This is a genomic window from Streptomyces sp. SID5910 (genome assembly GCF_009862125.1).
GTDB lineage: Bacteria > Actinomycetota > Actinomycetes > Streptomycetales > Streptomycetaceae > Streptomyces.
This window is the reverse complement of the sequence record NZ_WWHX01000959.1, coordinates 1-25010: the sequence shown is the minus strand read 5'-3', so window position 1 is coordinate 25010 and position 25010 is coordinate 1. Positions and strand designations below refer to the sequence as shown.

Genomic DNA, 25010 nt, shown 5'->3' with positions numbered 1-25010 from the left:
CGCTGCTGCTCGCCGTCGCGGCCGTGGCCGTCCGCCGGACCCCGGCGGTGCGCCGCCCGGCCCCGGCGGCCCGCCGCACCACGGGCGCCCGCGAGCGGATCCTCACGCACTCCCTGGGACGGCGCGGGCCACCGCTGTCGCCCGCTCTCGTGTGACCCCTCGGTCACCGAGCGCCGACAGCCAGCCCCAGAACCCATTCCGCACACCCCCGTGTGCGCGTCCCCGGAGAGAACACCACCATGAGCAAGCGGAACAGCCAGGCGGCGAAGACGGCGGCCCGTGAGCGCCTGCGCGAGGAGCGCGAGCGCCAGGCCAAGCGCGACAAGGCCAAGCGGCAGGCCATCGTGGCCGGCTCCGTCGTCGGCATCCTGGCGATAGCCGGCGGCATCAGCTACGCCGTCGTGCAGATGAACAAGCCCACCGGGTGGGAGAAGGCCGCCGAGGCGAAGGTGGTGGCCCCGGCCAACACCTCCGGCAAGGACGGCACCACCATCGTGGCGGGCGACTCAAAGACGGACAACGTGATCCACCTCTACGAGGACCCGCGCTGCCCGGCCTGCGCCTCCCTGGAGCAGAACCTCGGCGAGACCATCAACAAGGGCATGGAGGACGGCGACTACAAGCTGTCCTTCACGATCGGCACCTTCCTCGACGGCAACCTCAGCGGCGAGGGCTCGAAGAACGCCCTCAGCGCGCTCGGCGCCGCGCTGAACGTCGGCACGGACGCGTTCCTCGACTACAAGACCGCGCTGTACTCCGCCGAGTACCACCCGGAGGAGACGTCCGACGACTTCGCGAAGGACGACTACCTGATCAAGGTGGCGAACACGGTCGACGCCCTGAAGAACAACAAGAAGTTCCAGGACGCCGTGAAGCAGGGCACCTACGACGCGTGGGCGATGCGCATGAGCAAGTCCTTCGACGACTCCGAGGGCGTCCGGTCGACCCCGACCATCAAGATCAACGACAAGGTGATCGAGAACCCGAGCACGGCCGACGACTGGCAGAAGGCGCTCAAGGACGCGGGCGTCTCCAAGTAACCCGGGGAACCGGGCAGTCGACGAGCGGGCGAACTTTTGCGAGTTCGCCCGCTCGCGCGCATACCGATCAGTAACCTGATCGGCCGTGACCAGTCGACACAGATCATCCGATGAGACCCTTCCCTCGACAGCCGAGCGCGCCGGTTCCCGCGCGCCCAGCCGCCGGGCGGTCGTCAAGGCCGCGGCGGCCGGAGCCGTCCTCGCCGCGCCGCTCGCCGCCGCGCTGCCCGCCGGTGCCGCCGACGCGGCCCCCGCCTTCCTGCACGGCGTCGCCTCCGGCGACCCGCTGCCCGACGGCGTCCTGCTGTGGACCCGGGTGACACCGGTGCCCGAGGCCGTACCCGGTTCCGGCATCGGCCCGGACACCGAGGTGAGCTGGGTCGTCGCCACCGACAAGGCGCTCACGAACATCGTCGCCAAGGGGTCCCTCACCGCGACCGCCGCCTCCGACCACACGGTCAAGGCCGACATCCGGGGCCTCGCCCCCGCCACGGACTACTGGTACCGCTTCTCCGCGGGCCCCACCGACTCCGCCGTCGCCCGCACCCGGACCGCCCCCGCGGCCGACGCGGCCGTCACGGGCCTGCGCTTCGGCGTGGTCTCCTGCGCCAACTGGGAGGCCGGCCACTTCTCCTCGTACCGGCATCTCGCGGCGCGCGGCGACCTGGACGCCTGGCTGCACCTGGGCGACTACATCTACGAGTACGGCACCGGCGAGTACGGCACCCGCGACACCGTCGTACGGCAGCACGCGCCCACCCACGAGATCGTCACCCTCGCCGACTACCGGACCCGGCACGGCCGGTACAAGACCGACCCCGACCTGCGGGCGCTGCACGCGGTGGCGCCCGTGGTGGCCATCTGGGACGACCACGAGTTCGCCAACGACACCTGGTCGGGCGGCGCCGAGAACCACACCGAGGGCGCCGAGGGCGCCTGGACGGCGCGTCAGGCCGCCGCGAAGCAGGCCTACTTCGAGTGGATGCCGGTACGCCCGGCGATCGCCGGCACCACCTACCGCCGGCTGCGCTTCGGCAAGCTCGTCGACCTGTCGCTCCTCGACCTGCGCTCGTTCCGCTCGCAGCAGGTGGCCCTCGGCAACGGCGACGTCGACGACCCGGACCGCACCCTGACCGGCCGCGCCCAGCTCGACTGGCTCAAGACCGGCCTGAAGGCCTCCGACACGGCCTGGCGGCTGGTCGGCAACCCGGTGATGATGTCGCCGTTCGCGGTCGGCTCGCTCCCCGCCGAGCTGCTGAGGCCGCTCGCCGAACTGCTCGGCCTGCCGAGGGAGGGCCTCGCCCTCAACACCGACCAGTGGGACGGCTACACCGACGACCGCCGCGAACTGCTGGCCCACCTGCGCGCCAACGCGATCCGCAACACCGTGTTCCTCACCGGCGACATCCACATGGCGTGGGCCAACGACGTGCCGTACAACGCCGCCACGTACCCGCTGTCCGGCTCGGCGGCCACCGAGTTCGTCGTCACCTCGGTGACCTCCGACAACCTCGACGACATCGTCAAGGTGCCCGAGGGCACCGTGTCGGCCGTCGCCGCGCCGGTCATCCGGGCCGCCAACCGGCACGTCCACTGGGTCGACACCGACCGGCACGGCTACGGCGTCCTCGACGTCACCGCCGAGCGGGCGCAGATGGACTACTACGTCGTCTCCGACCGCACCGACCCGCAGGCCCGCTCCACGTGGGCGCGCTCCTACCGCACGCGCAGCGGCACGCAGCGCGTCGAGCGGGTCTACTCCCCCGTCTGAGGCGCGTCCGCGTCCTCCCGCCCCAGCGAGTCGAGGAAGCCGAGCGCCACCCGCCAGGTGGCCTCGGCCGCCTCCTCGTCGTAGTCCGGCGAGTCGGGGTCGGTGTAGAGGTGTCCCGCGCCCGCGTACCGGTACACCTCGACGTCGGCGCCGGCCCGGCCCATCTGGAGGTACCAGGCGCTGAGCCAGTCGTCCGTCTCGAACGGGTCCGGCTCGGCGACGTGCAGCTGCACCGGCAGGTCGTCCACCGACGCGTTGGCGGCGATGTCCGAGGTGCCGTGCAGGAGCAGCAGCCCGCGGGCCCGGTGATCGCCGAGGGCGAGGGTCTGGGCGACGGAGGCGCCGAGCGAGAACCCGGCGTACACCAGCCCGCGCTCCGAGTAGGGCGCGGCGGCCAGCACGGCCCGCTTCAGCAGCTCCTCCCGGCCCGCCTCGTCCTGGTACGCCATGCCCTCCTCGACCGTGCCGAACGTCCGCCCCTCGAAGAGGTCCGGGGTCCAGACCTGGTGCCCGGCGTCGCGCAGGCGGTCGGCGGCCTGCCGCACCGCGGGCCTCAGGCCGTGGGTCGAGTGAAAGAGCACGATGTTCATGAGGCCATGGTGCCAGCCGGGTGTGACAGCGCGACGGGCGGCGGCGCCCGGGGCGGGACACAGGTCACAGGTTCACGTCCGGCCGCTCCGGTTACGTTCGAGGGATGGAGACCATACTCCGCCCACTGATCGTGGTCGGCGGCTCCGTCCTGCTGACCCTGGTCATCGGATGGGCCACCGACCTGCTGCTGCGCAAGGCCGACGGACGGCACCCCGAGACGCCCCTGTGGGGGCTGCTGCGCCGCGCCCGCATCCCCTACCAGGTAGCGCTGTGCACGGCGCTGCTGAGAGGGACCTACGTGGAGGCCCGGGTGTTCCCGGAGCACCACGAGGGGGTCGGCCGCACGCTGACGCTGGTGCTGATCGGCTCGGCGGCCTGGCTGGTGATCCGGATCGCCGGGGCCGTCGTCGAGACGTCGTACTCCCGCTACGCGCACGCCCACGCCCAGCGCGACCCCGCCCGGGTGCGGCGGGTGCGCACCCAGGTGTCGCTGATCAGGCGGGTGGTCTCCGCGGTCGTCGGCGTCGTCGCCGTGTCGTCGATGCTGCTGACGTTCCCGGCGATGCGCACGGCGGGCGCCTCCCTGCTGGCCTCGGCCGGCATCCTCGGCATCGTCGCCGGTGTCGCCGCCCAGTCCACCCTGGGCAACCTGTTCGCGGGGCTTCAGATCGCCTTCGGCGACATGGTGCGCATCGGCGACACGGTCGTGGTGAACGGCGAGTGGGGCACCGTCGAGGAGATCACGCTGACGTTCCTGACCGTGCGCACCTGGGACGAGCGCCGGATCACGATGCCGGTGTCGTACTTCACGTCCAAACCGTTCGAGAACTGGTCGCGGGGCACCCCGCAGATGACCGGCGTCGTCTACTGGCACCTCGACCACACCGCCCCGCTGGACGCGATGCGCGAGCGGCTGCGGGACATCCTGCGCGGCTGCCCGGCCTGGGACGGGCGGGCGTACAACCTGACCGTCACGGACACCACCCCGAACACCATGCAGGTGCGGGCGCTGGTGACGGCCAAGGACGCGGACGACATCTGGACGGTGCGGGTCGAGGTGCGCGAGCAGATGATCCGCTGGCTGACCGACGAGCACCCGTACGCCCTGCCCCGCGTCAACACCTCGGACGCGGACCGGCGCCCCGGCCACGACGGCTTCCCGCACGCCCGGCGCTCACCGGACGGGGAGGTCCGCCGCTTCCCGCACCAGTCGCGCAAGTCCCTGTGACCCGGGGGCGCCGCCCGGGCGGCCCGGTCAGCGCAGGCTGCGGACGTCCAGGTGGCGCAGCACCCGGTCGACGATCTCCGGGTCGGCTCCGGCCTCGCTGCGTGCCGCCAGCACCTCGTGGCGGGCGGCGCTGAGCATCTCGCCCTGGATGCGGCGGATCCGCTTCAGCCGCCGGGCCCGCTGGAGCTGCGCCTCGCGCCGTTCCTCGTCGCCGATGTCCGGGCTGATCCGTATGCCGATGTCGAAGGCCCGCCGCAGCATCTGCTCGGACAGCTCCTCGGGCAGGTCCTCGACGGCCTCGATCTCCTTGAGCCGCTGCTTGGCCGCCTTCGCCGCGCGCACGGCGAGCGCCTTCTCGTAGTCCTGCTCGCGCTCGGTGTTCGACCGCACCCCGAGCCTGCCCACCAGCCAGGGCAGGGTCAGGCCCTGGAGCAGCAGCGTCACCATGATCACCCCGAAGGCGATGAAGACGATCTCCTCCCGGTTCGGGAAGGGGGAGCCGTCCGCCGTCTCCAGCGGGATGGCGAGGGCCAGCGCCACCGAGGCGACGCCGCGCATCCCGGACCACCACATGACGACGGTCTCCCGCCAGCTGGTCGGGATGTCCTCGTCGTGGTCGCGCCGGGCGTGCAGCCGCTGCGTCAGCCAGGTGGCCGGCAGCAGCCACGCCAGCCGGACGAGGATCACCACGCCGGCGACCGCCCCGGCCCAGCCCAGCAGCTCGGTCCACCGCCCGGAGGCCGTCTGGAGGGCGTTGTGCAGCTCCAGCCCGATCAGGCCGAAGGCGACGCCGGTGACGAGGGTGTCGACGACGTCCCAGACGGTGTGGCCGGCGAGCCGGGTCATCACGTCGTCGGCGCCGACGGCGTACTCGGCGAGGAACATGGCGGTGGTGAGCACGGCGAGGACGCCGGAGCCGTGGAGTTCCTCGGCCAGCACGTAGGACAGGTAGGGCACGAGCAGGGTCAGCCCGATCTGCAGGGTGGCGTCACCGAGCACGTCCAGGAGCTTGTTGGCGGCCCAGCCCAGCGCGAGGCCCACCGCGACGGCGACGACGGCGGACAGCACCAGGTCGAGCCCGGCCTGCCAGGGCGAGAACGAACCGCTGACGGCCGCGGCGATGGCCACGTGGTAGAGGACGATGGCCGTCACGTCGTTGAAGAGGCCCTCGCCCTCCAGGATGGACACCAGGCGCCGCGGCAGTCCCAGCCGGCCCGCGACGGCGGTCGCCGCCACGGGGTCGGGCGGTGCCACGAGCGCGCCGAGCGCGAAGGCGGCGGCGACCGGCAGGCCCGGCACGATCGCGTGGGCCACGGTGGCCACACAGGCCGTGGTGACGAAGACCAGCGCGACGGCCAGCAGGAAGATGGGGCGTTTGTTGGCCGCGAACTGCCGCCAGGAGGTGCGCCGCACGGCCGCGTACAGCAGCGGCGGAAGCAGCGCGGGCAGGATGAGTTCCGGCGGGATGTCGACGTTGGGCACGAAGTCGAGCAGCGCCAGGACGATGCCGAGGACCGTCATCAGGACGGGCGCCGGAAGCCCGAGCCGGTCCCCGACGGGGACGCTCAGCAGGGCCCCGAGCAGCAGCATGAACAACAGGGCCAACTGATCCACGGTCACCGCTCCGGTGGGGTCTGGGCGTTCACACGGCGAGCCTCAAGCCTGCCATGCCACCGGCCCCACCAGCCGGTCCGGCTCGGCTCCTACAGGACGCGCCGCATCGCCCGGTGGGGTATCCCCGCGTCGGGGAACTCCGGTCCGTAGGCCTGGTACCCCAGCCGCTCGTAGAAACCCAGGGCGTGCGTCTGCGCGTGCAGGTCGACGGCGGTGAGTCCCCGCGCGCGTGCCGTGTCCTCGACGGCGCGCACCAGCGCGGCCCCGACGCCCAGTCCGCGGGCGTCCCGGACGACGGCGAGCCGTCCGAGGGACCCGACGGCCGGGTCCCCGTCGCCGTTCTTCGCCGCGGCGGCCGCGCCGTGCAGCAGCCGCGAGGTGCCGAGCGGCACGCCGTCCTCCCGGACCGCGAGGACGTGCACGGCGCCGGCGTCGTACGCGTCGTACTCGATGTCCTCCGGGACCTTCTGCTCGGCGACGAAGACGTCCTTGCGCACCGCGAAGCACGCCTCCCGGTCGGCCGGGTCGTCGGCGACGCGCACCTGGTAGGCGGGGGTGCTCATACGTAGGTCTCCTCGCGGACCCGGTCCAGGGCCTGCTGGAGGTCCGCCGGGTAGTCGCTGGCGAACTCGGCCCAGTCGCCGGTGCCGGGGTGCTCGAAGCCGAGCCGTACGGCGTGCAGCCACTGGCGGGTCAGGCCCAGCCGCTTGGCGAGGGTCGGGTCGGCGCCGTAGGTGAGGTCACCGACGCAGGGGTGGCGGTGGGCGGCCATGTGGACGCGGATCTGGTGGGTGCGGCCGGTCTCCAGCTTCACGTCGAGCAGGGACGCGGCGCGGAACGCCTCGATCAGGTCGTAGTGCGTGACGGAGGGCTTGCCCTCGGCGGTGACCGCCCACTTGTAGTCGTGCTGGGGGTGGCGGCCGATGGGGGCGTCGATGGTGCCGCTGGTCGGGTCGGGGTGGCCCTGCACGAGCGTGTGGTAGCGCTTGTCGACCGTGCGCTCCTTGAACTGGCGCTTGAGCGAGGTGTACGCCCGCTCCGACTTCGCCACCACCATCAGGCCCGAGGTGCCCACGTCGAGGCGGTGCACGATGCCCTGGCGCTCGGCGGCGCCGGAGGTGGAGATGCGGTACCCGGCGGCGGCGAGGCCCCCGATGACGGTCGGGCCGTTCCAGCCCGGGGACGGGTGGGCGGCGACGCCGACCGGCTTGACGATGACGACCACGTCCTCGTCGTCGTGCACGATCTCCATGCCCTCGACGGGCTCGGCGACGATCTGCACCGGCGCGGGCGCCTGCGGCATCTCGACTTCCAGCCAGGCGCCGCCGTGGACGCGCTCGGACTTGCCGACCACCGATCCGTCGACCTGCACCTTGCCCGCCGCGGCGAGCTCCGCGGCCTTGGTACGGGAGAAGCCGAACATGCGGGAGATGGCGGCGTCGACGCGCTCGCCCTCCAGGCCGTCGGGCACGGGCAGGGTACGGATCTCGGGAAGCGTGCTCACCCGTCGAGTATGCCGGACGGGGCGGACACTCCCGCACGCCCGTCCGGCACGGGGCGCTCAGTCCCGGTGGACGGTCCCGTCCGGGTCCAGGCCGCGGAAGGAGAGGAGCACGATCAGGATGCCGCCGCAGACGATCGCCGAGTCGGCGAGGTTGAACACGGCGAAGTGCTTGGGGGCGATGAAGTCCACGACCGCGCCCTCGAAGACGCCGGGCGAGCGGAAGATCCGGTCGGTGAGGTTGCCGAGCGCCCCGCCGAGCAGCAGGCCGAGCGCGATCGCCCACGGCAGGCTGTACAGCTTGCGCGCGAGGCGGGCGATCACGACGATGACGGCGGCCGCGATCACCGTGAAGATGACGGTGAAGGCCTCGCCGAAGCCGAAGGCCGCGCCCGCGTTGCGGATCGCCGCGAACCGCAGCCAGTCCCCGACGACCTCCACGGGCTCGTGGTGCTCCAGCTTGGCGACCACCAGCATCTTGCTGCCCAGGTCGAGCAGGTACGCGAACACGGCGACCGCGAACAGCACGGCGATCCGGCGCCTGCCCCGGGGGCGCTCCGGCGGCCGTGCCTGCTCGGCGTCGGACCGCTCCTGCCCGTCCCCCGCCGCGTCCGGGGTGTCCGGCGTACCGATGATGCGCTCCGCCTCTGCCACGTGAGTCCCTCAGCCTAGGTACCTGACTGAGGACGAGGGTACGGCACGCCCCGGCCCCGGCCGCGGCTCAGTACCGGCGTTCCTGCTTCTGCTTGCACTCGACGCACAGGGTGGCCCGCGGGAAGGCCTGCATGCGCGCCTTCCCGATGGGCTCGCCGCAGTTCTCGCACAGGCCGTAGGTGCCCGCGTCGAGGCGTTCGAGGGCGCGCTCGGTCTGGGTGAGCACGTCGCGCGCGGTGGCGGCCAGCGCCAGTTCGTGCTCGCGCGTGATGTTCTTGGTGCCGGTGTCCGCCTCGTCGTCGCCGGCGCCGTCCCCGGAGTCCCGCATCAGGCCCTGAAGGGACCGCTCCGACTGGTCGATCTCGGTGCGCAGCCGGTCCGCCTCGGACTGGAGTTCCCCGCGGGCCTCCTCGACCTCCGCCGGGGTCCAGGGGTCCTCGCCGGGGCGTACCGCGAGGTCGCCGGGCTCTGCGGCGACGCCGCGCGCCTTCGGAACCGCGGACTTGGCCGCCGTGGCCGTGCCAGGAGTCTTCTTCGCAACCACCGTCGTGGCTCCCGTCTGCTCCGCGGCCTCGGCCGCGCCCGCCTGCTTCGCCGTGCTCTTCTTGGCCGTGCTCTTCTTCACCGGGCTCTTCTTCGCCGCGGCCTTCTTCGCGGTGCTCTTCGCCGACGCGGTCTTCTTCTCCGCGGCCGTCGCCCGCTTGGCCGTCGTCTTCCCGGCAGCGGACTTCGGCGCAGTCGCCTCCGACTGCTCTACGGCGGTCTTCTTCGCCACCATGGCCGCGGCCCCTTCACATATTGTGATCTTGCTCGCGAATCGTGCTGGGACGATAAATCGACTCGGGTCCCGCGGCAACGGGGCACGCCGCCCGGTCCACCGCCCACCACGCGCCGCGTGTCGAGCATGCATGCGTTGTGCCCAGCTCCCCGCCGGGTAATCCGCCGGTCCCGCTCCCGGCCGGGCCCGCCGGGGGCCGGACGCCGGAGCCCGGCATTCGGGTCAGTCCCGTCCGCCGCTAAACCGGTCGGCCGCCGTCCGCGCGGCGCCGTACACTGGGCGGAGCGAAAAGCGTGGATGGGGACGAGTAGCGGCGTACGCAGCCCAGAGCGACCCGGGGACGGTGTGAGCCCGGGGGCGAGCGCGACGCGAAGATCACCCCGGAGCCGCCGGAAGAAAGCGGTGACCGAGAGGTCACGGCGAGTAGACCCGGTTCGCGACCCCAATGAGGGGGCTCACCGGCGCACACGACGCACCGGGAAGCCAAGGAGGGTGGTACCGCGGGAGCCTCGCTCTCGTCCCTCCGACGGAAGGCAGCACGTCCGCCGGAGGAAGCTCGTTGAATACGCAGCCGCAGTACCGCCAGGTGCCCGCCCAGGTCGACCTGCCCGCGCTCGAACACGCGGTGCTCGACTTCTGGCGTGAGCAGAAGATCTTCGCCAAGAGCCTGGAGCAGTCCGAGGGCCGCCCCGAGTGGGTGTTCTACGAGGGCCCGCCCACCGCCAACGGCATGCCCGGAGCGCACCACATCGAGGCGCGCGTCTTCAAGGACGTCTTCCCCCGCTTCCGCACCATGCGCGGGTACCACGTGGGCCGCAAGGCCGGCTGGGACTGCCACGGTCTGCCGGTCGAGCTGGCGGTGGAGAAGGAGCTGGGCTTCTCCGGCAAGCAGGACATCGAGGCGTACGGCATCGCCGAGTTCAACGCCAGGTGCCGCGAGTCCGTGACCCGGCACACCGACGCCTTCGCCGAGCTCACGACCCGCATGGGCTACTGGGTCGACCTCGACGACGCCTACCGGACGATGGACCCGGAGTACGTCGAGTCGGTGTGGTGGTCGCTGAAGGAGATCTTCGGCAAGGGCCTGCTGGTCCAGGACTACCGCGTCGCCCCCTGGTGCCCCCGCTGCGGCACCGGCCTGTCCGACCACGAGCTGGCGCAGGGCTACGAGACGGTCGTCGACCCCTCCGTCTACGTCCGCTTCCCGCTGACCTCCGGCCCGCTGGCCGGCGAGGCCGCGCTGCTGGTCTGGACGACCACCCCCTGGACGCTGGTCTCCAACACCGCGGTCGCCGCGCACCCCGGCGTCACCTACGTCGTCGCGACGAACGGCGAGGAGAAGCTGGTCGTCGCCGAGCCGCTGGTGGAGAAGGCCCTCGGCGAGGGCTGGGAGACCACCGGCCAGACCTTCACCGGCGCGGAGATGGAGCGCTGGACGTACCAGCGCCCCTTCGAGCTGGTCGAGTTCCCGGAGCCCGCGCACTACGTGGTGAACGCGGACTACGTGACCACGGAGGACGGCACCGGCCTCGTCCACCAGTCCCCCGCCTTCGGTGAGGACGACCTCAAGGTCTGCCGCTCCTACGGCCTGCCGGTCGTCAACCCGGTCCGCCCGGACGGCACCTTCGAGGAGGACCTCCCGCTGGTCGGCGGCGTCTTCTTCAAGAAGGCCGACGAGCAGCTCACCGAGGACCTGGACGCCCGCGGCCTGCTCTTCCAGCACCTCCCGTACGAGCACAGCTACCCGCACTGCTGGCGCTGCCACACCGCGCTGCTCTACTACGCGCAGCCGTCCTGGTACATCCGCACCACGGCGATCAAGGACCGTCTCCTCCAGGAGAACGAGAAGACCAACTGGTTCCCGGACTCGGTCAAGCACGGCCGGTACGGCGACTGGCTGAACAACAACATCGACTGGGCGCTGTCCCGCAACCGCTACTGGGGCACCCCGCTGCCGATCTGGCGCTGCGAGGACGATCACCTCACCGTCGTCGGCTCGCGCGCCGAGCTGTCCGAGCTGACCGGCACCGACCAGTCCGCGCTCGACCCGCACCGCCCGTACATCGACGACGTGACCTTCACCTGCACCCACGAGGGCTGCTCCCTCGAAGCGGTGCGCGTGCCCGAGGTCATCGACGCCTGGTACGACTCGGGTTCGATGCCGTTCGCGCAGTGGGGCTACCCGTACAAGAACAAGGAACTCTTCGAGTCCCGCTACCCGGCCCAGTTCATCAGCGAGGCCATCGACCAGACCCGCGGCTGGTTCTACACGCTGATGGCGATCGGCACCCTGGTCTTCGACGAGTCCTCGTACGAGAACGTGGTCTGCCTCGGCCACATCCTCGCCGAGGACGGCCGCAAGATGTCCAAGCACCTGGGCAACATCCTCCAGCCGATCCCGCTGATGGACCAGCACGGCGCCGACGCCGTGCGCTGGTTCATGGCGGCCGGCGGCTCCCCGTGGGCGGCCCGCCGCGTCGGCCACGGCACCATCCAGGAGGTCGTCCGCAAGACGCTCCTCACCTACTGGAACACGGTCGCCTTCCAGGCCCTGTACGCCCGCACCTCCGGCTGGGCGCCGAGCGAGGCCGACCCGGCCCCGGCCGAGCGCCCGGTGCTGGACCGCTGGCTGCTGTCCGAACTGCACGCGCTCACCGACCAGGTGACGCAGGCCCTGGAGAGCTACGACACCCAGCGCGCCGGCAAGCTGCTGTCCGCGTTCGTCGACGACCTGTCCAACTGGTACGTCCGCCGCTCGCGCCGCCGCTTCTGGCAGGGCGACAAGGCCGCGCTGCGCACGCTGCACGAGGTCGTCGAGACGGTCACCCGGCTCATGGCCCCGCTGACCCCGTTCATCACGGAGCGGGTCTGGCAGGACCTGGTCGTGCCGGTCACCCCGGGCGCCCCGGAGTCGGTGCACCTGTCCTCCTGGCCGGAGGCCGACCTGTCGGCGATCGACCCGGAGCTGTCGAAGCAGATGGTGCTGGTGCGCCGCCTGGTCGAACTGGGCCGCGCCACGCGCGCGGAGTCGGGCGTCAAGACGCGGCAGCCGCTGCGCCGCGCGCTGATCGCCGCGTCGGGCTTCGACACCCTCTCCCCCGAACTGCACGCGCAGATCACGGAGGAGCTGAACGTCGAGTCCCTCGCGTCGCTGAGCGAGGTCGGCGGCTCCCTGGTCGACACGACGGCGAAGGCCAACTTCCGTGCGCTGGGCAAGCGGTTCGGCAAGCGCGTCCAGGACGTCGCCAAGGCGGTCGCCGCCGCGGACGCCGCCGCGCTGTCCCTCGCGCTGCGCGAGGGCACGGCGTCGGTCGAGATCGACGGGGAGACGGTCGCCCTCGCTCCCGACGAGGTGATCATCACGGAGACGCCGCGCGAGGGCTGGTCGGTCGCCTCCGACTCGGGTGCGACGGTCGCCCTCGACCTGGAGATCACGGAGGAGCTGCGCCGTGCGGGCCTGGCCCGTGACGCGATCCGCCTGATCCAGGAGGCCCGCAAGAACAGCGGCCTGGACGTCGCCGACCGCATCGCGCTGCGCTGGACGGCCACGGACCCGGCGACGGCCGCCGCGCTCACGGAGCACGCCGGCCTGATCGCCGACGAGGTCCTCGCAACGGACTTCGCCCAGACCGAGGCAGACGACACGTACGGCACCCCGTTCACGGACGAGGGCCTGACCCTCACCTTCCGCCTGCGCAAGCAGTAAGAAGCACAGCAAAGGCCCGGCCCCTCAACCAGAGGGAGCCGGGCCTTTCGTCGTACCGTCGCCCTAGCTGCGGGCAATCGTGCCGCTGGGGCGGCACGGGTGGGCGCAGCGGCACCCCGCAACGCCGGGCCGCGACACCCACCCCCGGCCCACCCCAACACCCCGCACCAACAACCCGCGCAGACAACAAGGGCGGGCCCCGGGTAAGAAACCCGGGGCCCGCCCTGAACGCCGCCAGAGGCTACGCCGTACTACAACTCAGTTGTCGTCCTCATCGATCAGGAACCCCCGCATAGGCGAAGGCGCCTGCCCCATCGGCGACGGCCCCTGCGGCCGCACCGGCGCCATCGGCTGGGTCATCGCCGGCGACATCTGCTGCTGCCCGCCGTAGGACGGACCGGACTGCCCCGGCCCGCTGCCCATCGACTGGTTGCCACCGTAGGACGGCGCACTCGCACCGGCCGGAGCCATCGAGGGCGCCGGGGACGGCGGCAGCGAAGCCGTCGCGGGAGTACGCGGCGGGGCGAGCGAGTCGTCCGCCTGGGTCTCCAGCTGACGCAGCTGCGACTCCAGGTACGACTTCAGCCGCGTCCGGTACTCGCGCTCGAAGCCGCGCAGGTCCTCGACCTTGCGCTCCAGCGTGGCGCGAGCGGACTCCAGCGAGCCCATCGCGACGCGGTGCTTCTCCTGCGCGTCCCGCTCTAGGGCGTCGGCCTTGGCACGGGCGTCCCGCTCCAGACCCTCGGCACGCGAACGCGCCTCGCCCACGATCTTGTTGGCCTCGGAGCGGGCCTCGGCGATCGCCTGGTCGGCGGTCTGCTGGGCCAGCGAGAGGACACGGGCGGCACTGTCGCCGCCGGGACCACCCTGACCGGGCATGCCGGGGCCACCGGGGCCCTGCGGACCGCCCATGGGGCCGCCCATCGGACCGGGACCCATCTGGCCCTGCATCGGACCCGGGCCCTGGCCCATCGGCCCCGGACCCTGACCCATCGGGCCGGGACCCTGCGGGCCGCCCTGTCCGCCGGGGCCGGCGGGCAACTGCGGGGCACCGCTCGGCAGCTGGGGCGGGCCACCCATGGGGCCACCCATCTGCTGCTGCGGCGGGCCCGATATGCCGGCGGGCACCGGAGCGCCGGGACCTCGCATGCCCTGCTGCGGCATGCCCTGCTGCTGCGGGTGCCCCTGATGCTGCGGGGGCTGCTGATCCTGCGGCGGTTCCGGGGGCTTGCGCATGTTCTGCTGGTTCTGCGCAGCCGCGCGCGTCGCCGCGGCCAGTTTGGCGCGCAGGTCCTCGTTCTCGCGGAGCAGCCGGGTCAGTTCGGCTTCGACCTCGTCGAGGAAGGCATCGACCTCGTCCTCGTCATAGCCTTCTCGGAGGCGGACGGTCGTGAACTGCTTGTTCCGCACGTCCTCAGGGGTCAACGGCATCTCTTCACCTCAACGTAGTCGTCGGCATTCGGCAAGCCCGTATCTCTCTCATCGCTCACAGCCGGCTCACGATCGAGATCAGGATGTAGACGATGATCATCAGTACGAAGAAGGACAGGTCGAGCGCCACGCCCCCGAGACGCAGCGGCGGGATGAACCGCCGCAGAAGCTTCAACGGTGGATCGGTGACAGTGTAGGTGGCCTCCAGAACGACCACCATCGCCTTGCCGGGTTGCCACGAGCGGGCGAACTGGAAGACGTAGTCCATGACCAACCGGAAGATGAGCACGATGAGGAAGCACATCAACGCGATGTAGACGACATCCAGGAACACGCTCATCCCTGTGCTTCCCTCTCCCCTGAACCATCTTTCGGACCCGCCCTCGGATCCGTGCTCTTGCTCTAACCGGTCGTGCGTCTCAGCTCTGGTTGAAGAACCCGCCCTCTGCGATGCGGGCCTTGTCCTCCGCCGTGACATCGACGTTAGCAGGAGACAGCAGGAACACCTTCTGCGTCACCCGCTCGATACTGCCGTGAAGACCAAACACCAAACCGGCCGCAAAGTCGACAAGTCGCTTCGCATCTGTGTCATCCATCTCAGTGAGATTCATGATCACCGGCGTGCCCTCACGGAAGTGTTCCCCGATGGTACGGGCCTCGTTGTAGGTCCGGGGGTGAAGTGTGGTGATCCGGTAGGGCTCTCGTTCGGACACGACCTTGGGCATGATGACCGGTGCGCTCTTTTCCAGGCTTGCGCGTTCTTGTGTGATGGATGCCACGGGCGCGATGCGCGCCGGGCGGCCCGATTCCGCCCCGAGCGAAGCGGAACGGGGCACCGGCTCGCGCTGCACGGGCGGTTGGACGATTCTTACCTCTTCGTCCCTTTGCGGCTGATGTGAACCATGTGACTGGTGCACCGGTTCGTGCCGCCGGTGGTCCCGCTCGGGCTCCGGGTCCAGTTCGGGTTCGAAGTCGTCGTCGGGGTCGAAGCCCCGGCCGTCGTACCCATCGTCCTCCACGAGGCCGAGGTAGACCGCCATCTTGCGCATCGCGCCGGCCATGCTCTGAGTCCTCCGCTCTGTGGTGGATCGGCTGACGACTGCCAAATGCCTGCGATCCACAAGGTCGTTGCCTCCGCCTTTCGGCGGTAATGACCATATTTTCTGCTGTGGTCCGACTTCTTGGCGACGTTACCCGAGCCTGGGTCGGACTCCGAGTACCGCGGTGCCGACGCGTACATGTGTCGCTCCGGCGGCCACGGCCTGTTCGAGGTCCGCACTCATCCCTGCGGAAACCATGTTCGCAGCCGGATGGGCTCGGCGCAGGTGGGTCGACAAATCCATGAGGTGCTCGAACGCCGCCTGTTGGCGTCCGGCGTACTCGCCGGTGAGCGGCGCCACCGTCATCAGGCCGTCGAGCCGAAGCCCGTCCGATCCGGCGACGAGGTCGGCCAACTCTTCGATTCCCGCGGGCGCGACGCCGCCGCGCTCGCCACGCGCGCTCTCCCCCGCGTCGAGGGCGACCTGGAGCAGGACGCCGACCTCGCGTCCGGCCCGCACCGCCTCCTTCGACAGGGCCGTGACGAGCTTGGCGCGGTCGACGGATTGCACGACATCCGCGTAACCGACCACCGACCGCACCTTGTTGGTCTGCAACTGGCCGACGAAATGCCACGAAAGCGGCAGATCCGAGCAGGCGGCGGCCTTCGGTGCCGCGTCCTGGTCGCGGTTCTCGGCGACGTGGCGCACGCCGAGTCCGGAGAGAATGCGCACATCGTCGGCCGGGTAGGTCTTGGTGACCACGATCAGGGTCACCTCGTCGCGGGGGCGGCCCGCGGCCTCGCACGCGGCGGCGATGCGCTCTTCCACCTTCGCCAGGTTCCCGGCGAGTTCGCTCTTACGGTCCGTCATGCCCCATCAGTCCAGCCAGACATAGCCCGCGAGCCGCCCGGTGGCGCGGTCGCGTCGGTACGAGAAGTGGTCCTTCGACTCCCGGGTGCACACCGGCGACTGCGCCAGGTCGCACACCCCGAGCCGTTCGAGCTGCGCGTGCACCCCGGCGCTCACGTCGAGGGCCGGAGTGCCCCAGCTCGTCACCGCGTGCGCCGCCGGTTCGACGGCGGCGACCTCGGCCCGCATCTCCTCCGGCACCTCGTAGCACCGGCCGCACACGGCGGGTCCGGTGCGGGCGACGATCCGGGCGGGGTCGGCGCCCAGCTCCGTCATCGCCCGTACGGCGGCGGGGACGACCCCGGCGACCAGGCCGGGCCGGCCCGCGTGGGCCGCGGCGGCGACGCCTGCCACGGGGTCCGCGAGCAGGACGGGCACGCAGTCGGCGGTGAGGACGGCGAGGGCGAGACCGCGTTCGGCGGTGACGACCGCGTCGACGCTCGGCACCGGCCGGTCTCCCCAGGGCCCGTCGACGACGGCGACGCCGGCGCCGTGCACCTGGTTCATCCAGACCACGCGCGCCGGGTCGACGCCCAGCGTCCTGGCGGCCAGTGCGCGGTTGGCCGTCACGGCGGCCGGGTCGTCACCGACCGCGCCGCCGAGGTTGAGCTCCTCGTACGGAACGGCGCTCACTCCGCCCCACCGGTCGGTGAAGCCGAAGTGCGCGCCGTTCACGGTGTCGCGCTGTCCTATCACTTCAGGAAGTCCGGCACGTCCAGTTCCTCGGCCGCGCTGTCCGAGTAGGTCCGGGACGGCGGGACCGGCGGCGGGGCGACCGGCGGGAGGTCGTTGACCGGCTCGGGTGCGGGGACCGGCTCCGGCTCCTCCTTCGGCTTGACGCTGCCGAGCGAGCCGAAGGACGGGCGGCTCTCGGGCTGCCGGGCCGGGGCGGGTTCCTCGCGCTTGGCCGAGGCCGAGCCGAGGACGTTGTCCCGCTTGGCCGGCGGCTGGCCCCCGTCGAAGCCGGCCGCGATCACGGTGACCCGCACCTCGTCGCCGAGGGCGTCGTCGATGACCGCGCCGAAGATGATGTTGGCCTCGGGGTGCGCGGCCTCGCTGACCAGCTGGGCGGCCTCGTTGATCTCGAACAGGCCGAGGTCGGAGCCGCCGGAGATGGAGAGCAGCACGCCGCGGGCGCCGTCGATGGACGCCTCCAGGAGCGGCGAGGAGATCGCCATCTCGGCCGCGGCCACCGCGCGGTCGTCGCCGCGGGCCGAGCCGATGCCCATGAGGGCCGAACCGGCCTCGGACATGACCGACTTGACGTCGGCGAAGTCGAGGTTGATCAGGCCCGGCGTGGTGATGAGGTCGGTGATGCCCTGCACACCGGAGAGCAGCACCTGGTCGGCGGACTTGAACGCGTCGAGCACGCTGACCTGGCGGTCCGAGATGGACAGCAGCCGGTCGTTGGGGATGACGATGAGGGTGTCGACCTCTTCGCGGAGTTCCGCGATGCCGTCCTCGGCCTGGTTGGCGCGGCGCCGTCCCTCGAAGGTGAACGGGCGCGTGACCACGCCGATGGTGAGGGCACCGAGCGAGCGGGCGATGTTGGCCACGACGGGTGCCCCGCCGGTGCCGGTGCCGCCGCCCTCACCGGCCGTCACGAAGACCATGTCGGCCCCCTTGAGGACCTCCTCGATCTCCTCGCGGTGGTCCTCGGCGGCCTTGCGGCCGACGGCCGGGTTGGCTCCGGCGCCGAGTCCGCGGGTGAGTTCGCGGCCGACGTCGAGCTTGACGTCGGCGTCGCTCATCAACAGAGCTTGCGCGTCGGTGTTGATGGCGATGAACTCGACGCCCTTGAGACCGACCTCGATCATCCGGTTGATGGCATTGACACCACCGCCGCCGACACCGATGACTTTGATGACTGCGAGGTAGTTCTGCGGTGCTGCCACGTCGAAGGCCTCTCGCCTCGAGTTACGTGTCGTCGGATGACCGGAGCACTGGTGCCCCGTAACCCGACGACTGATGCCGAATGGGACGGTCCGTAGCGCCGACCCGAACCCTAACGCTGAAGTTTAGGGTTACCAGTGTGTCTGTTCCTTGGAGTCTTCTGAACAGGACACTAAGTCGACAAGTGGCGCGCGTTCAACGAACACGCCGAACCTCCCGTTTTTCTTTTCACCCTATGTGATCAGCCGTAGCGCTGCCCAACCAGGGTGCTGGCCTGCACGTATACCCGTCAACTCCCCGATGACGCCGGGGCGGTGGGAACGCTCACGTCGAAGTGCCGTGCGTCGGGCGCCGCAGTGGCACCAGGCGTTGGGGCGGACGGTGGCCGCCTTCGCGTGGGCGGCGGCGTGCCGGGCGGCGAACGCCCGCAGCGCGGCGAGGTCCTCCGAGCGGGCCGGCATCCGGCAGGCCGTCGTGCTGCAAGTGACCGAGGCGGAGGATCGGCCGTGGCCGACGATCCGGACGGTCCAGGCCCGCCCGGGGACACGCTCGGTGGAAGGTTCGCTGTACACGGTCGTCACGGCCGCTTGCTCCAGAGTGCTCAATCGATCAGTGCTGTGTGGCTCCACTATGTGCTCCCCGCAATGGCGTTGGGCAGCAGGTTTCGCCCGCGGTTTCGTTGATTTCCAGCGATGAGTCGGCTGGTCGTGGCAACAGTCTTCCCCGAACAGCCCGGCGGGATGCCACCACCCGGGCTTTCATCCACTAGCGGATACCGTATTACGGAAAGTTAATATCGCCTCACGGAATAAGTGGCTGAGGGGGCGGAACGTGCGACGGTCGGTACGGGCACGGTGGTGGTGTCCGGCACACATGCCGGGCTTCTGCACGCAAGTGCTGCGCGGCGTGGGCCAAGTGGTGTTCCAGGCGAACCCGTGGACGGGGGCCGCGTTCGCCGTGGCCCTGTGCATGGCCGACTGGCGGTATGCCGCGTACGCGCTGGGCGGCGCGGCACTGGGCACGTCGACCGCCCGCTGGCTCGGTGTGCCACGCGACCGGCAGGAGGCGGGTCTTGAGGGCTTCAACTCCGCGTTGCTCGCCCTCTGCCTCGCCGTCCTGCTCGGCCAGGACCGGCCGGCCACGGCGCTGCTCGCCGCCGCGGGCTGCGTCGTGGTCACCGTCGGCACGGCGGCGGCGGTGCGTCTGCTGAGCGTCTGGGACCTGCCGCCGCTGACCCTGCCGTACTGCCTGCTGGCGGTCGCGGTGAACGTCGCCGCGCCCGCCTTCCGGCGGATCCAGCCGTACGGCGACGGCCTCGCCGCGCTGCCCGGCTCGGCCTCCGGGCCGACCGCCCTGCACCTGCCCCATCTGGCGCGGGCGTTCCTCCACAACGTGTCCCAGCTCTTCTTCCTGGAGCGGTGGCACGTGGGGGCGCTGTTGCTCGCGGGCGTCTTCCTGGCGAGCCGGACGGCCGGGCTGATCGCCTGCGCGGGCAGCGTGACGGGCATCGTGACCGCCTGGGCGCTCGGGGCGCCGGCCGAGCGGATCGCCGACGGCACCATGGGCTACAACGCGGTGCTGGTCGCGCTCGCGCTGTGCGGGGTGTTCCTGCCGGCGGCGCCGGCCACGCTGCTGTACGCCCTGCTCGGCGCGGCGACCGCGACGGCTCTGACACCCGCCATCGCCGCGCTGCTCGCTCCGTCCGGCGGCCGTGCCTTCACCTGGCCGTTCGTGCTGACGACACTCGGCTTCCTCGCCGCTGCCCGCGCGTTCCCGCGGCTGACCGGCCCGCACGGCTGGAGCCGCTGCCGCCAGCGGGGAGGCCACGGACGTGGGCGCGTCGGCAGTTGATCGACGGGACACGTTGGCGGACCCGGGCTGGCCCGCGCTGGGACCTGGTCTACGACCTGTTCCGCCGCCGGCAGCGCGACGGCACATGGAAGCGGATCCTGGAACAAGATCCACCCCGCGACCGAGACGACTACAAGGACCGCCACACCGTGGAGTGGGGGATCAACCGGCTGAAACGGAACCGCGCTGTTCTCGGCGACGGCGGGCCGCGACTGGCCGCCGACGCCGGCGCTTACCTGCCGACGTTGGAGTTGGACGGCGCGGCGCCGGCCAGGGAGAAGGTCTCGTGCAGAGTGTCGTCGGGCTCTCGCCGTGACTCCGCGCGGTGTGCCGGGGCTGGTTGGGAGAGCATGGCTGGTCCGTCGGTTCAGGCGATTGCCTCCTGCCGTTGTCTGGTGACGGGGGTCAGCGGCGAGATGGAGCACGTGACCGAGCCGGTGTTCCGCCGTGCTCAGCACCCTGGCGGGGCAGCGCTCAGATCATGCAGTTGCGCGCGGCCGCCCTCAAGCACCGCCGGGCCGACCACAGGGCTGTGAAGGCCGGGGCCAAGGACTCGCAGAAGGCCCGGCGGCAGCCCGGGCTACCGGGAGCCCGCCGTAGGCTGCCGCTTGTAGAAGGACTCCTCCAGGTAGGCGGCCTCGTGCGGCTGGTAGGGCTCCTCCAGGTAGGCGGCCTCGTCTGCGTCGAGTTCGACGTCCACCGCGGCGAGGGCGTCGGCCAGTTGGGCCGGCTTGGTGACCCCGACGATGGGCGAGGTCACCACCGGGTTGCGCATGACCCAGGCCAGCGCGACCTGGGCCGGGTACAGACCCCGCTTGCCCGCGATCTCGTGGACGCGCTCGGCCACTGCCTGGTCCCCGTCGCGGTAGAGGATCTTGCCGCCCGGATGTGTTGCGGCACGCGCCGTGACGGTCTCCCGGACCCGCGTCAGCCTGCCCCGCGCCAGTGGGCTCCACGGGATCACGCCGATGCCCTGGTCGGCGCAGAGCGGGAGCATCTCCCGCTCTGCTTCTCGGTGGATGAGGTTGTAGTGGTCCTGCATCGACACGAACCGGGTCCAGCCGTTCAGGTCAGCCAGGTACAGGGCCTTGGTGAACTGCCAGGCGTACATGGAAGAGGCGCCGATGTAACGGACCTTCCCGGACTTGACCGCGTCGTGCAGCGCCTCGAGAGTTTCCTCGATCGGGGTGTCGTAGTCCCAGCGGTGGATCTGGTACAGGTCGATGTAGTCGGTCCCCAGTCGCTTCAGGGAGGCGTCGAGCTCGGCGAAGATCGCCTTGCGGGACAGCCCGGCGCCGTTCGGGCCGGGGCGCATCCGCATCCAGACCTTGGTGGAGAGAACGACCTCCTCGCGCCGGGCGAAGTCCCTGACCGCCTGACCGACGATCTCCTCGCTGCTTCCGGCACTGTACCCGTTGGCCGTGTCGAGGAAGTTGACGCCGGCCTCAAGAGCCTGCTTGATGATGTCCCGGCTGGCGTCCGCGCCAGCAAGTCATCGTGATCAGCAGCCTCTCCGGTGGCCTGGCGGGTGCGCGTTGACGAATACCGGAAATCCTCTCCTGCCCTGGTGACAGAGACTGCGTGAACCGTCTCTGGCTCCGCGACTGCTACGTCACCGCCGTCAGAGCTGCGGCAGCCGGTCCGCGGCTGTGGGAGAACGTCGCTGCTCGAGCCAGTAGAGGTAGACGCGCAGGTGCGATGCCAGCTCGCCGTCGAGGTACGCGGCGTAGTTCACGGCAGCGGCGGCCACGCCTTGCCCTGCCTTCGCGTCGTCGGCCTCCCAGTCGGCTCGCCGGTGCGCCAGATACTCGCTGATCCGCCCTCGGTCGCGCCACCATTCCCGGACCGCTGACGGGGTCCAGTGAGTGTCGCCATCGCAGCCGTAGCCGGAGAACGCCTCGGCCTCCGCCGCGTCGACCAGTTGCTGTAGCTCCCGCGGCGTCCGGGGCTGCCGGTACACGTACTCGGTGAAGTAGTCGGCCTCGTAGAGCACGAGCCCGGGGGCGTGGATGCGGCCTGTGCCGCAGTTGTCGGTGTCGGCCCCGTAGAACGGCCCGGGCACATTGAGCCACTTCCGGTCCGACCACTGTCCGCGGAACGTCCCTCGCGCGTCGTCGAGCAGGGGCACCGGATCGAAGTAGACGTCCACGGCGGAAGGTTAGCCCTGTCCTGGACGATTCACCGGACACGGCCTAGTAGCCGGTCGTGCCGTCGAGGATTTCGCGCAGGATGTCCAGGTGGCCGTTGTGGCGGGCCGTCTCCTCGGTGAGGTGGATGAGGATCCAGCGCAGGTCGACGTGGAGGCCGTTGCGGATGGTTCCCTGGGCCTGCTTGTCGAGGTCGTTCCCGGCGACCAGTTCGCGGTAGCGGGCGCTCTGTTCGGCGTATTCGTCGAGCAGCTGCGTGAGCGGGAAGTCGACGGCGATCCGCATCTCGCGGTCGGGGTCCTCGTCCGTCATGGGGGCCCGGTCCTCCTCGCCGAGGAAGATCACCTGGAACCAGTAGTACTCGACCCAGCGGAGGTGGTTGATCACTCCGCTCATGGTCATCAGCGGTGAGCCCGGCAGGAGCGCCCTGCGGGCGTTCTCCGCGGAGACGCCTTCGCACTTGGCGCGGGCGGTGTCGCGTGCGTAGTCGAGAAACGTGGTGAGCTGGGTGCGCTCGTCCCACGCGGGAGGTGTGTCGTCGATTCTTGTCATCGCGCGAAGCGTCTCCGATCACTGCGACCCATGTCGAGTCATTTGACTCGGGTCGAGTCGCGGCCCGCCTCAGTCCTCGGGATCGCGCAGGCCGACGCAGTCAAGGGCCCAGAAGGTTTCCGAGTAGACGAAGGTCCCCGTCATCCACGGCTCGTGCGCGGACAACCGGGCGACCTGGAAGGCGGCTTCGGGGATACGCAGCGACGGCGAACGGAAGCCCGCCGCGCCGGCGCCCTGGAAGCCGCGCGTGCCGTAGTAGTGCGGCGAGCCCTCCAGAAACACCAGCGGCACACCCTGGCTGTCGGCGGCCTCCAGGGCGTGGGCGATGAGCCGCGTACCGATGCCCTGACGCTGGAACTCCGGGAGCACACCCAGCGGTGACAGCGACAGGACGTCCACGATCCGGCGCGGCGCGTCCAACCGTGCCGCGCTCAGCAGCACGTGCCCGACGACCCGGTCGTCGACGACGGCGACGAAGGACATCGGCGCCAGGGCCGCATCGGCAGTGCGTAGTGCGTCCACGAGCCCGGGGACCCGCTCGCCGGCGCCGAAGGCACGCGTGTGGACCTCGCGCACCTCTCGGTGGTCGTCAGCCGTCTCTTCCCGGATCAACAGGCCAGTGCCACCGGGGGTGATCATGGAGCCGTCAGGTGCATCGTGTGACGTCATGGCCGCGAGGGTAGATCGCGAGGCGGCTCAGGTGCGAGGCAATTGCGTACCAGGCTTCCCATCAGTCTGCTCGCGGCTGAAGCCGATCCGCTCCTATGTCCGCGGTGTGCTGTCCGAGCGCCATGTGGTGAGACGGGGGTACCCCGGCAGTTCGGCGCGGCCGGTGGCCCACAGCAGGGTGCGCCAGGGATCCGCGCCGTCCGGAGCCTCCGGAAACAGACGGGCGAGTACCCGCGAGCAGAGAGCGGAGGGCGGGGTCCAGGCGAGCCCGAAGCCTTCCGCCACGTCGTGCATGTGCACCAGCGTCTCCTGGAGGCCCAGCGCGGCGAAGCCTTCGGGGTCGGACACCCCGGCGGCGTGGTGGGCGCGGACCTGGGGCGGCGTCGTACGCACCATGGCGACCAGCAGCGCGCCGCACGCCTCCAGCACCTGCACCAGGCCGGCCGGACCCGCATCACGCTCCGCGTAGACGAAGGCCATGGGTCCGTCCGGCCTCTTCTGCCGCAACGCGAAAGGCACATGGGTGTCCAGCGGCGGGCTCTGCGGCCCCAACTGCACGGCGTAGTACAGCAGGTCGTTGACGAGGTGCTCGACGGTCTCCCAGCAGTCCCACTCCAGCGAACCGGCCTTGCCGCCCCACCCCTGTGGCGGTGCGTCCCGGAGGACGTCCACGGCGAGCCGCACGGCAAGGTCGACGTCGTCCGCGGTGACGGGAGACAAGACTGATCCGGTTTCGGCTGATGGCGACATGACAGCACCGTATCGCGAGGGAAGCGGGCGATCTCATTCTGAGGTGCTGCTTCAGCCGGGCTGCTCCGGTCAGCCGCGACCACCGTGCGGAAGGGGAACGCGATCAGAAGCGCGACCGCGACCAGGAGCGCGCCGGCCCAGAGCGGGCCGAGGTCCCCGGCCGCGGTGTTGAGGGTGGGCGCGGCGACGAGCGGTCCGGCGGCGGCGCCGACGTTGAGTGCCGCGGTCGCATAGGAGCCGGCCATGGTGGGGGCTCCGGTCGCCTCGTAGAGGACCCTTGTGATCAGTGTGCTGCCCAGCGCGAACGACAGCGCCCCCTGGACGAACGCGAGGACGAGCAGCGCGACCGGCCGGTCGGCCAGCACGGCGAGTGCCGGCCAGCCGATGAGCAGCAGCGGACCACCGACCGCGAGGACCAGGCCGGGACGCTGGTCGGACAGCCGTCCGGCGACGACGACGCCGGCCAGGGAGCCGGCGCCGAAGAGCACCAGGACGACGGAGATCCACAGCTCGCCCAGCCCGGCGGTGCCGGTCACGAGGGGCGCGAGGAACGTGAAGCCGGCGAACGTCGCCGCGTTCACCAGCGCGCCGAGCAGCATGACCAGGAGCAATCGCGGACTTGTGAGCTGGGCGAGTTCTGCTCGCAGGGTCGGCCCGTCGGTCTTCTGCGTTCCCGCGGGGCGCGCCGGGATTCCGGTGAGGATGCCGGCGGCCGCGGGCAGGCAGAGCGCGGCGACGGCCCAGAACGTGGCCTGCCAGCCGAGCAGGGTGCCGAGCACCGATCCTGCGGGAACCCCGGCGACCGTGGCCACCGTGGTGCCCGAGAGCAGCACGGCGAGCGCGCGTCCCTTCCTGTCGGCAGGGACCAGCGTGGCGGCGGTTGTA

Annotated in this window: 22 protein-coding genes and 1 pseudogene; 5 read left to right on the top strand and 18 right to left on the bottom strand. The window is 71.1% G+C overall.

What is annotated here, in order from left to right:
- Window positions 1-239 precede the first annotated feature (239 nt).
- A complete protein-coding gene (locus GTW67_RS34250; protein ID WP_161168626.1) occupies window positions 240-1040 on the top strand; it encodes a DsbA family protein in 801 nt (266 codons plus the stop codon).
- 85 nt (window positions 1041-1125) lie between these two features.
- Complete coding sequence (locus GTW67_RS34245) at window positions 1126-2811, top strand: alkaline phosphatase D family protein (RefSeq protein WP_161168625.1); 1686 nt, start codon at window positions 1126-1128, stop codon at window positions 2809-2811.
- Here GTW67_RS34245 and GTW67_RS34240 read toward each other — a convergent pair.
- Complete coding sequence (locus tag GTW67_RS34240; RefSeq protein WP_161168624.1) at window positions 2796-3401, bottom strand: dienelactone hydrolase family protein; 606 nt, start codon at window positions 3399-3401, stop codon at window positions 2796-2798. The genes GTW67_RS34245 and GTW67_RS34240 overlap by 16 nt on opposite strands.
- Window positions 3402-3505: 104 nt before the next feature.
- Here GTW67_RS34240 and GTW67_RS34235 point away from each other — a divergent pair, with 104 nt between their 5' ends.
- On the top strand, window positions 3506-4630 hold the full coding sequence (locus GTW67_RS34235; RefSeq protein ID WP_161168623.1) for a mechanosensitive ion channel family protein: 1125 nt from the start codon (window positions 3506-3508) through the stop codon (window positions 4628-4630).
- A gap of 27 nt (window positions 4631-4657) precedes the next feature.
- On the opposite strand, the gene GTW67_RS34230 is transcribed toward GTW67_RS34235, so the two are convergent.
- The 5 genes from GTW67_RS34230 to GTW67_RS34210 all read right to left on the bottom strand — a co-directional run bounded on the left by GTW67_RS34230 (window position 4658) and on the right by GTW67_RS34210 (window position 9177).
- On the bottom strand, window positions 4658-6244 hold the full coding sequence (locus tag GTW67_RS34230) for a Na+/H+ antiporter (RefSeq protein WP_161168622.1): 1587 nt from the start codon (window positions 6242-6244) through the stop codon (window positions 4658-4660).
- A gap of 89 nt (window positions 6245-6333) precedes the next feature.
- Window positions 6334-6807: a GNAT family N-acetyltransferase gene (locus GTW67_RS34225; protein WP_161168621.1), complete on the bottom strand. Its 474-nt coding sequence runs from the start codon at window positions 6805-6807 to the stop codon at window positions 6334-6336.
- On the bottom strand, window positions 6804-7748 hold the full coding sequence (locus GTW67_RS34220) for an RluA family pseudouridine synthase (RefSeq protein WP_161168620.1): 945 nt from the start codon (window positions 7746-7748) through the stop codon (window positions 6804-6806). The genes GTW67_RS34225 and GTW67_RS34220 overlap by 4 nt, the downstream gene beginning before the upstream one ends.
- Window positions 7749-7805: 57 nt before the next feature.
- On the bottom strand, window positions 7806-8399 hold the full coding sequence (gene lspA / locus GTW67_RS34215; RefSeq protein ID WP_161168619.1) for a signal peptidase II: 594 nt from the start codon (window positions 8397-8399) through the stop codon (window positions 7806-7808).
- Between the two features lie 67 nt (window positions 8400-8466).
- Complete coding sequence (locus GTW67_RS34210; protein ID WP_161168618.1) at window positions 8467-9177, bottom strand: TraR/DksA family transcriptional regulator; 711 nt, start codon at window positions 9175-9177, stop codon at window positions 8467-8469.
- 559 nt (window positions 9178-9736) lie between these two features.
- Between GTW67_RS34210 and ileS the strand changes: the two genes are divergently transcribed.
- Window positions 9737-12883: an isoleucine--tRNA ligase gene (ileS, locus tag GTW67_RS34205; RefSeq protein ID WP_161168617.1), complete on the top strand. Its 3147-nt coding sequence runs from the start codon at window positions 9737-9739 to the stop codon at window positions 12881-12883.
- Window positions 12884-13141: 258 nt separating this feature from the next.
- On the opposite strand, the gene divIVA is transcribed toward ileS, so the two are convergent.
- From divIVA to ftsZ, 6 genes are all read right to left on the bottom strand, one after another.
- Complete coding sequence (divIVA, locus tag GTW67_RS34200) at window positions 13142-14314, bottom strand: apical growth/hyphal branching protein DivIVA (protein WP_161168616.1); 1173 nt, start codon at window positions 14312-14314, stop codon at window positions 13142-13144.
- A gap of 55 nt (window positions 14315-14369) precedes the next feature.
- On the bottom strand, window positions 14370-14654 hold the full coding sequence (locus tag GTW67_RS34195; protein ID WP_161168615.1) for a YggT family protein: 285 nt from the start codon (window positions 14652-14654) through the stop codon (window positions 14370-14372).
- Between the two features lie 79 nt (window positions 14655-14733).
- The gene (locus GTW67_RS34190; protein WP_161168614.1) at window positions 14734-15375 is read right to left on the bottom strand and encodes a cell division protein SepF; all 642 of its coding nucleotides are present in this window, start codon (window positions 15373-15375) and stop codon (window positions 14734-14736) included.
- Between the two features lie 129 nt (window positions 15376-15504).
- A complete protein-coding gene (locus GTW67_RS34185) occupies window positions 15505-16224 on the bottom strand; it encodes a YggS family pyridoxal phosphate-dependent enzyme (protein ID WP_161168613.1) in 720 nt (239 codons plus the stop codon).
- Between the two features lie 6 nt (window positions 16225-16230).
- Window positions 16231-16959 (bottom strand): peptidoglycan editing factor PgeF, encoded by a 729-nt coding sequence (gene pgeF / locus GTW67_RS34180; protein ID WP_161168612.1) that lies wholly within the window; start codon window positions 16957-16959, stop codon window positions 16231-16233.
- Window positions 16956-18158, bottom strand: coding sequence for a cell division protein FtsZ (ftsZ, locus tag GTW67_RS34175; RefSeq protein ID WP_161168611.1), 1203 nt, complete (start codon window positions 18156-18158; stop codon window positions 16956-16958). The genes pgeF and ftsZ overlap by 4 nt, the downstream gene beginning before the upstream one ends.
- An 871-nt stretch (window positions 18159-19029) precedes the next feature.
- On the opposite strand from ftsZ, the gene GTW67_RS34170 reads away from it, so the two are divergent.
- Entirely contained in the window at window positions 19030-20007 is a 978-nt protein-coding gene (locus GTW67_RS34170; RefSeq protein ID WP_161168610.1) for an urea transporter, read from the top strand.
- Window positions 20008-20587: 580 nt separating this feature from the next.
- On the opposite strand, the gene GTW67_RS34165 is transcribed toward GTW67_RS34170, so the two are convergent.
- The 6 genes and pseudogenes from GTW67_RS34165 to GTW67_RS34140 form a co-directional block, all read right to left on the bottom strand.
- The gene (locus GTW67_RS34165; RefSeq protein WP_161168628.1) at window positions 20588-21472 is read right to left on the bottom strand and encodes an aldo/keto reductase; all 885 of its coding nucleotides are present in this window, start codon (window positions 21470-21472) and stop codon (window positions 20588-20590) included.
- 156 nt (window positions 21473-21628) lie between these two features.
- Window positions 21629-22156 carry a ferredoxin family protein gene (locus tag GTW67_RS34160; protein WP_161168609.1) on the bottom strand — a complete coding sequence of 176 codons (528 nt, stop codon included), beginning with the start codon at window positions 22154-22156 and terminating at the stop codon, window positions 21629-21631.
- A 43-nt stretch (window positions 22157-22199) separates the two neighbouring features.
- Window positions 22200-22706: a DinB family protein gene (locus GTW67_RS34155; protein ID WP_161168608.1), complete on the bottom strand. Its 507-nt coding sequence runs from the start codon at window positions 22704-22706 to the stop codon at window positions 22200-22202.
- A gap of 69 nt (window positions 22707-22775) precedes the next feature.
- A complete protein-coding gene (locus GTW67_RS34150; RefSeq protein WP_524539854.1) occupies window positions 22776-23375 on the bottom strand; it encodes a GNAT family N-acetyltransferase in 600 nt (199 codons plus the stop codon).
- Between the two features lie 93 nt (window positions 23376-23468).
- Window positions 23469-24125 carry a hypothetical protein gene (locus tag GTW67_RS34145; RefSeq protein WP_161168607.1) on the bottom strand — a complete coding sequence of 219 codons (657 nt, stop codon included), beginning with the start codon at window positions 24123-24125 and terminating at the stop codon, window positions 23469-23471.
- Window positions 24126-24172: 47 nt separating this feature from the next.
- Window positions 24173-25010: pseudogene (locus GTW67_RS34140) on the bottom strand (MFS transporter); the annotation flags it as partial.

Excerpts from the sequence above, each read along its gene's own strand:
- GTW67_RS34250 (WP_161168626.1), top strand. The coding sequence starts at position 240 with ATGAGCAAGCGGAACAGCCAGGCGGCGAAGACGGCGGCCCGTGAGCGC.
- GTW67_RS34240 (WP_161168624.1), bottom strand. The coding sequence starts at position 3,401 with ATGAACATCGTGCTCTTTCACTCGACCCACGGCCTGAGGCCCGCGGTG.
- GTW67_RS34235 (WP_161168623.1), top strand. The coding sequence starts at position 3,506 with ATGGAGACCATACTCCGCCCACTGATCGTGGTCGGCGGCTCCGTCCTG.
- GTW67_RS34225 (WP_161168621.1), bottom strand. The coding sequence starts at position 6,807 with ATGAGCACCCCCGCCTACCAGGTGCGCGTCGCCGACGACCCGGCCGAC.
- GTW67_RS34210 (WP_161168618.1), bottom strand. The coding sequence starts at position 9,177 with ATGGTGGCGAAGAAGACCGCCGTAGAGCAGTCGGAGGCGACTGCGCCG.
- divIVA (WP_161168616.1), bottom strand. The coding sequence starts at position 14,314 with ATGCCGTTGACCCCTGAGGACGTGCGGAACAAGCAGTTCACGACCGTC.
- GTW67_RS34195 (WP_161168615.1), bottom strand. The coding sequence starts at position 14,654 with ATGAGCGTGTTCCTGGATGTCGTCTACATCGCGTTGATGTGCTTCCTC.
- GTW67_RS34190 (WP_161168614.1), bottom strand. The coding sequence starts at position 15,375 with ATGGCCGGCGCGATGCGCAAGATGGCGGTCTACCTCGGCCTCGTGGAG.
- GTW67_RS34185 (WP_161168613.1), bottom strand. The coding sequence starts at position 16,224 with ATGACGGACCGTAAGAGCGAACTCGCCGGGAACCTGGCGAAGGTGGAA.
- GTW67_RS34170 (WP_161168610.1), top strand. The coding sequence starts at position 19,030 with ATGCCGGGCTTCTGCACGCAAGTGCTGCGCGGCGTGGGCCAAGTGGTG.
- GTW67_RS34155 (WP_161168608.1), bottom strand. The coding sequence starts at position 22,706 with ATGACAAGAATCGACGACACACCTCCCGCGTGGGACGAGCGCACCCAG.
- GTW67_RS34150 (WP_524539854.1), bottom strand. The coding sequence starts at position 23,375 with ATGACGTCACACGATGCACCTGACGGCTCCATGATCACCCCCGGTGGC.
- GTW67_RS34145 (WP_161168607.1), bottom strand. The coding sequence starts at position 24,125 with ATGTCGCCATCAGCCGAAACCGGATCAGTCTTGTCTCCCGTCACCGCG.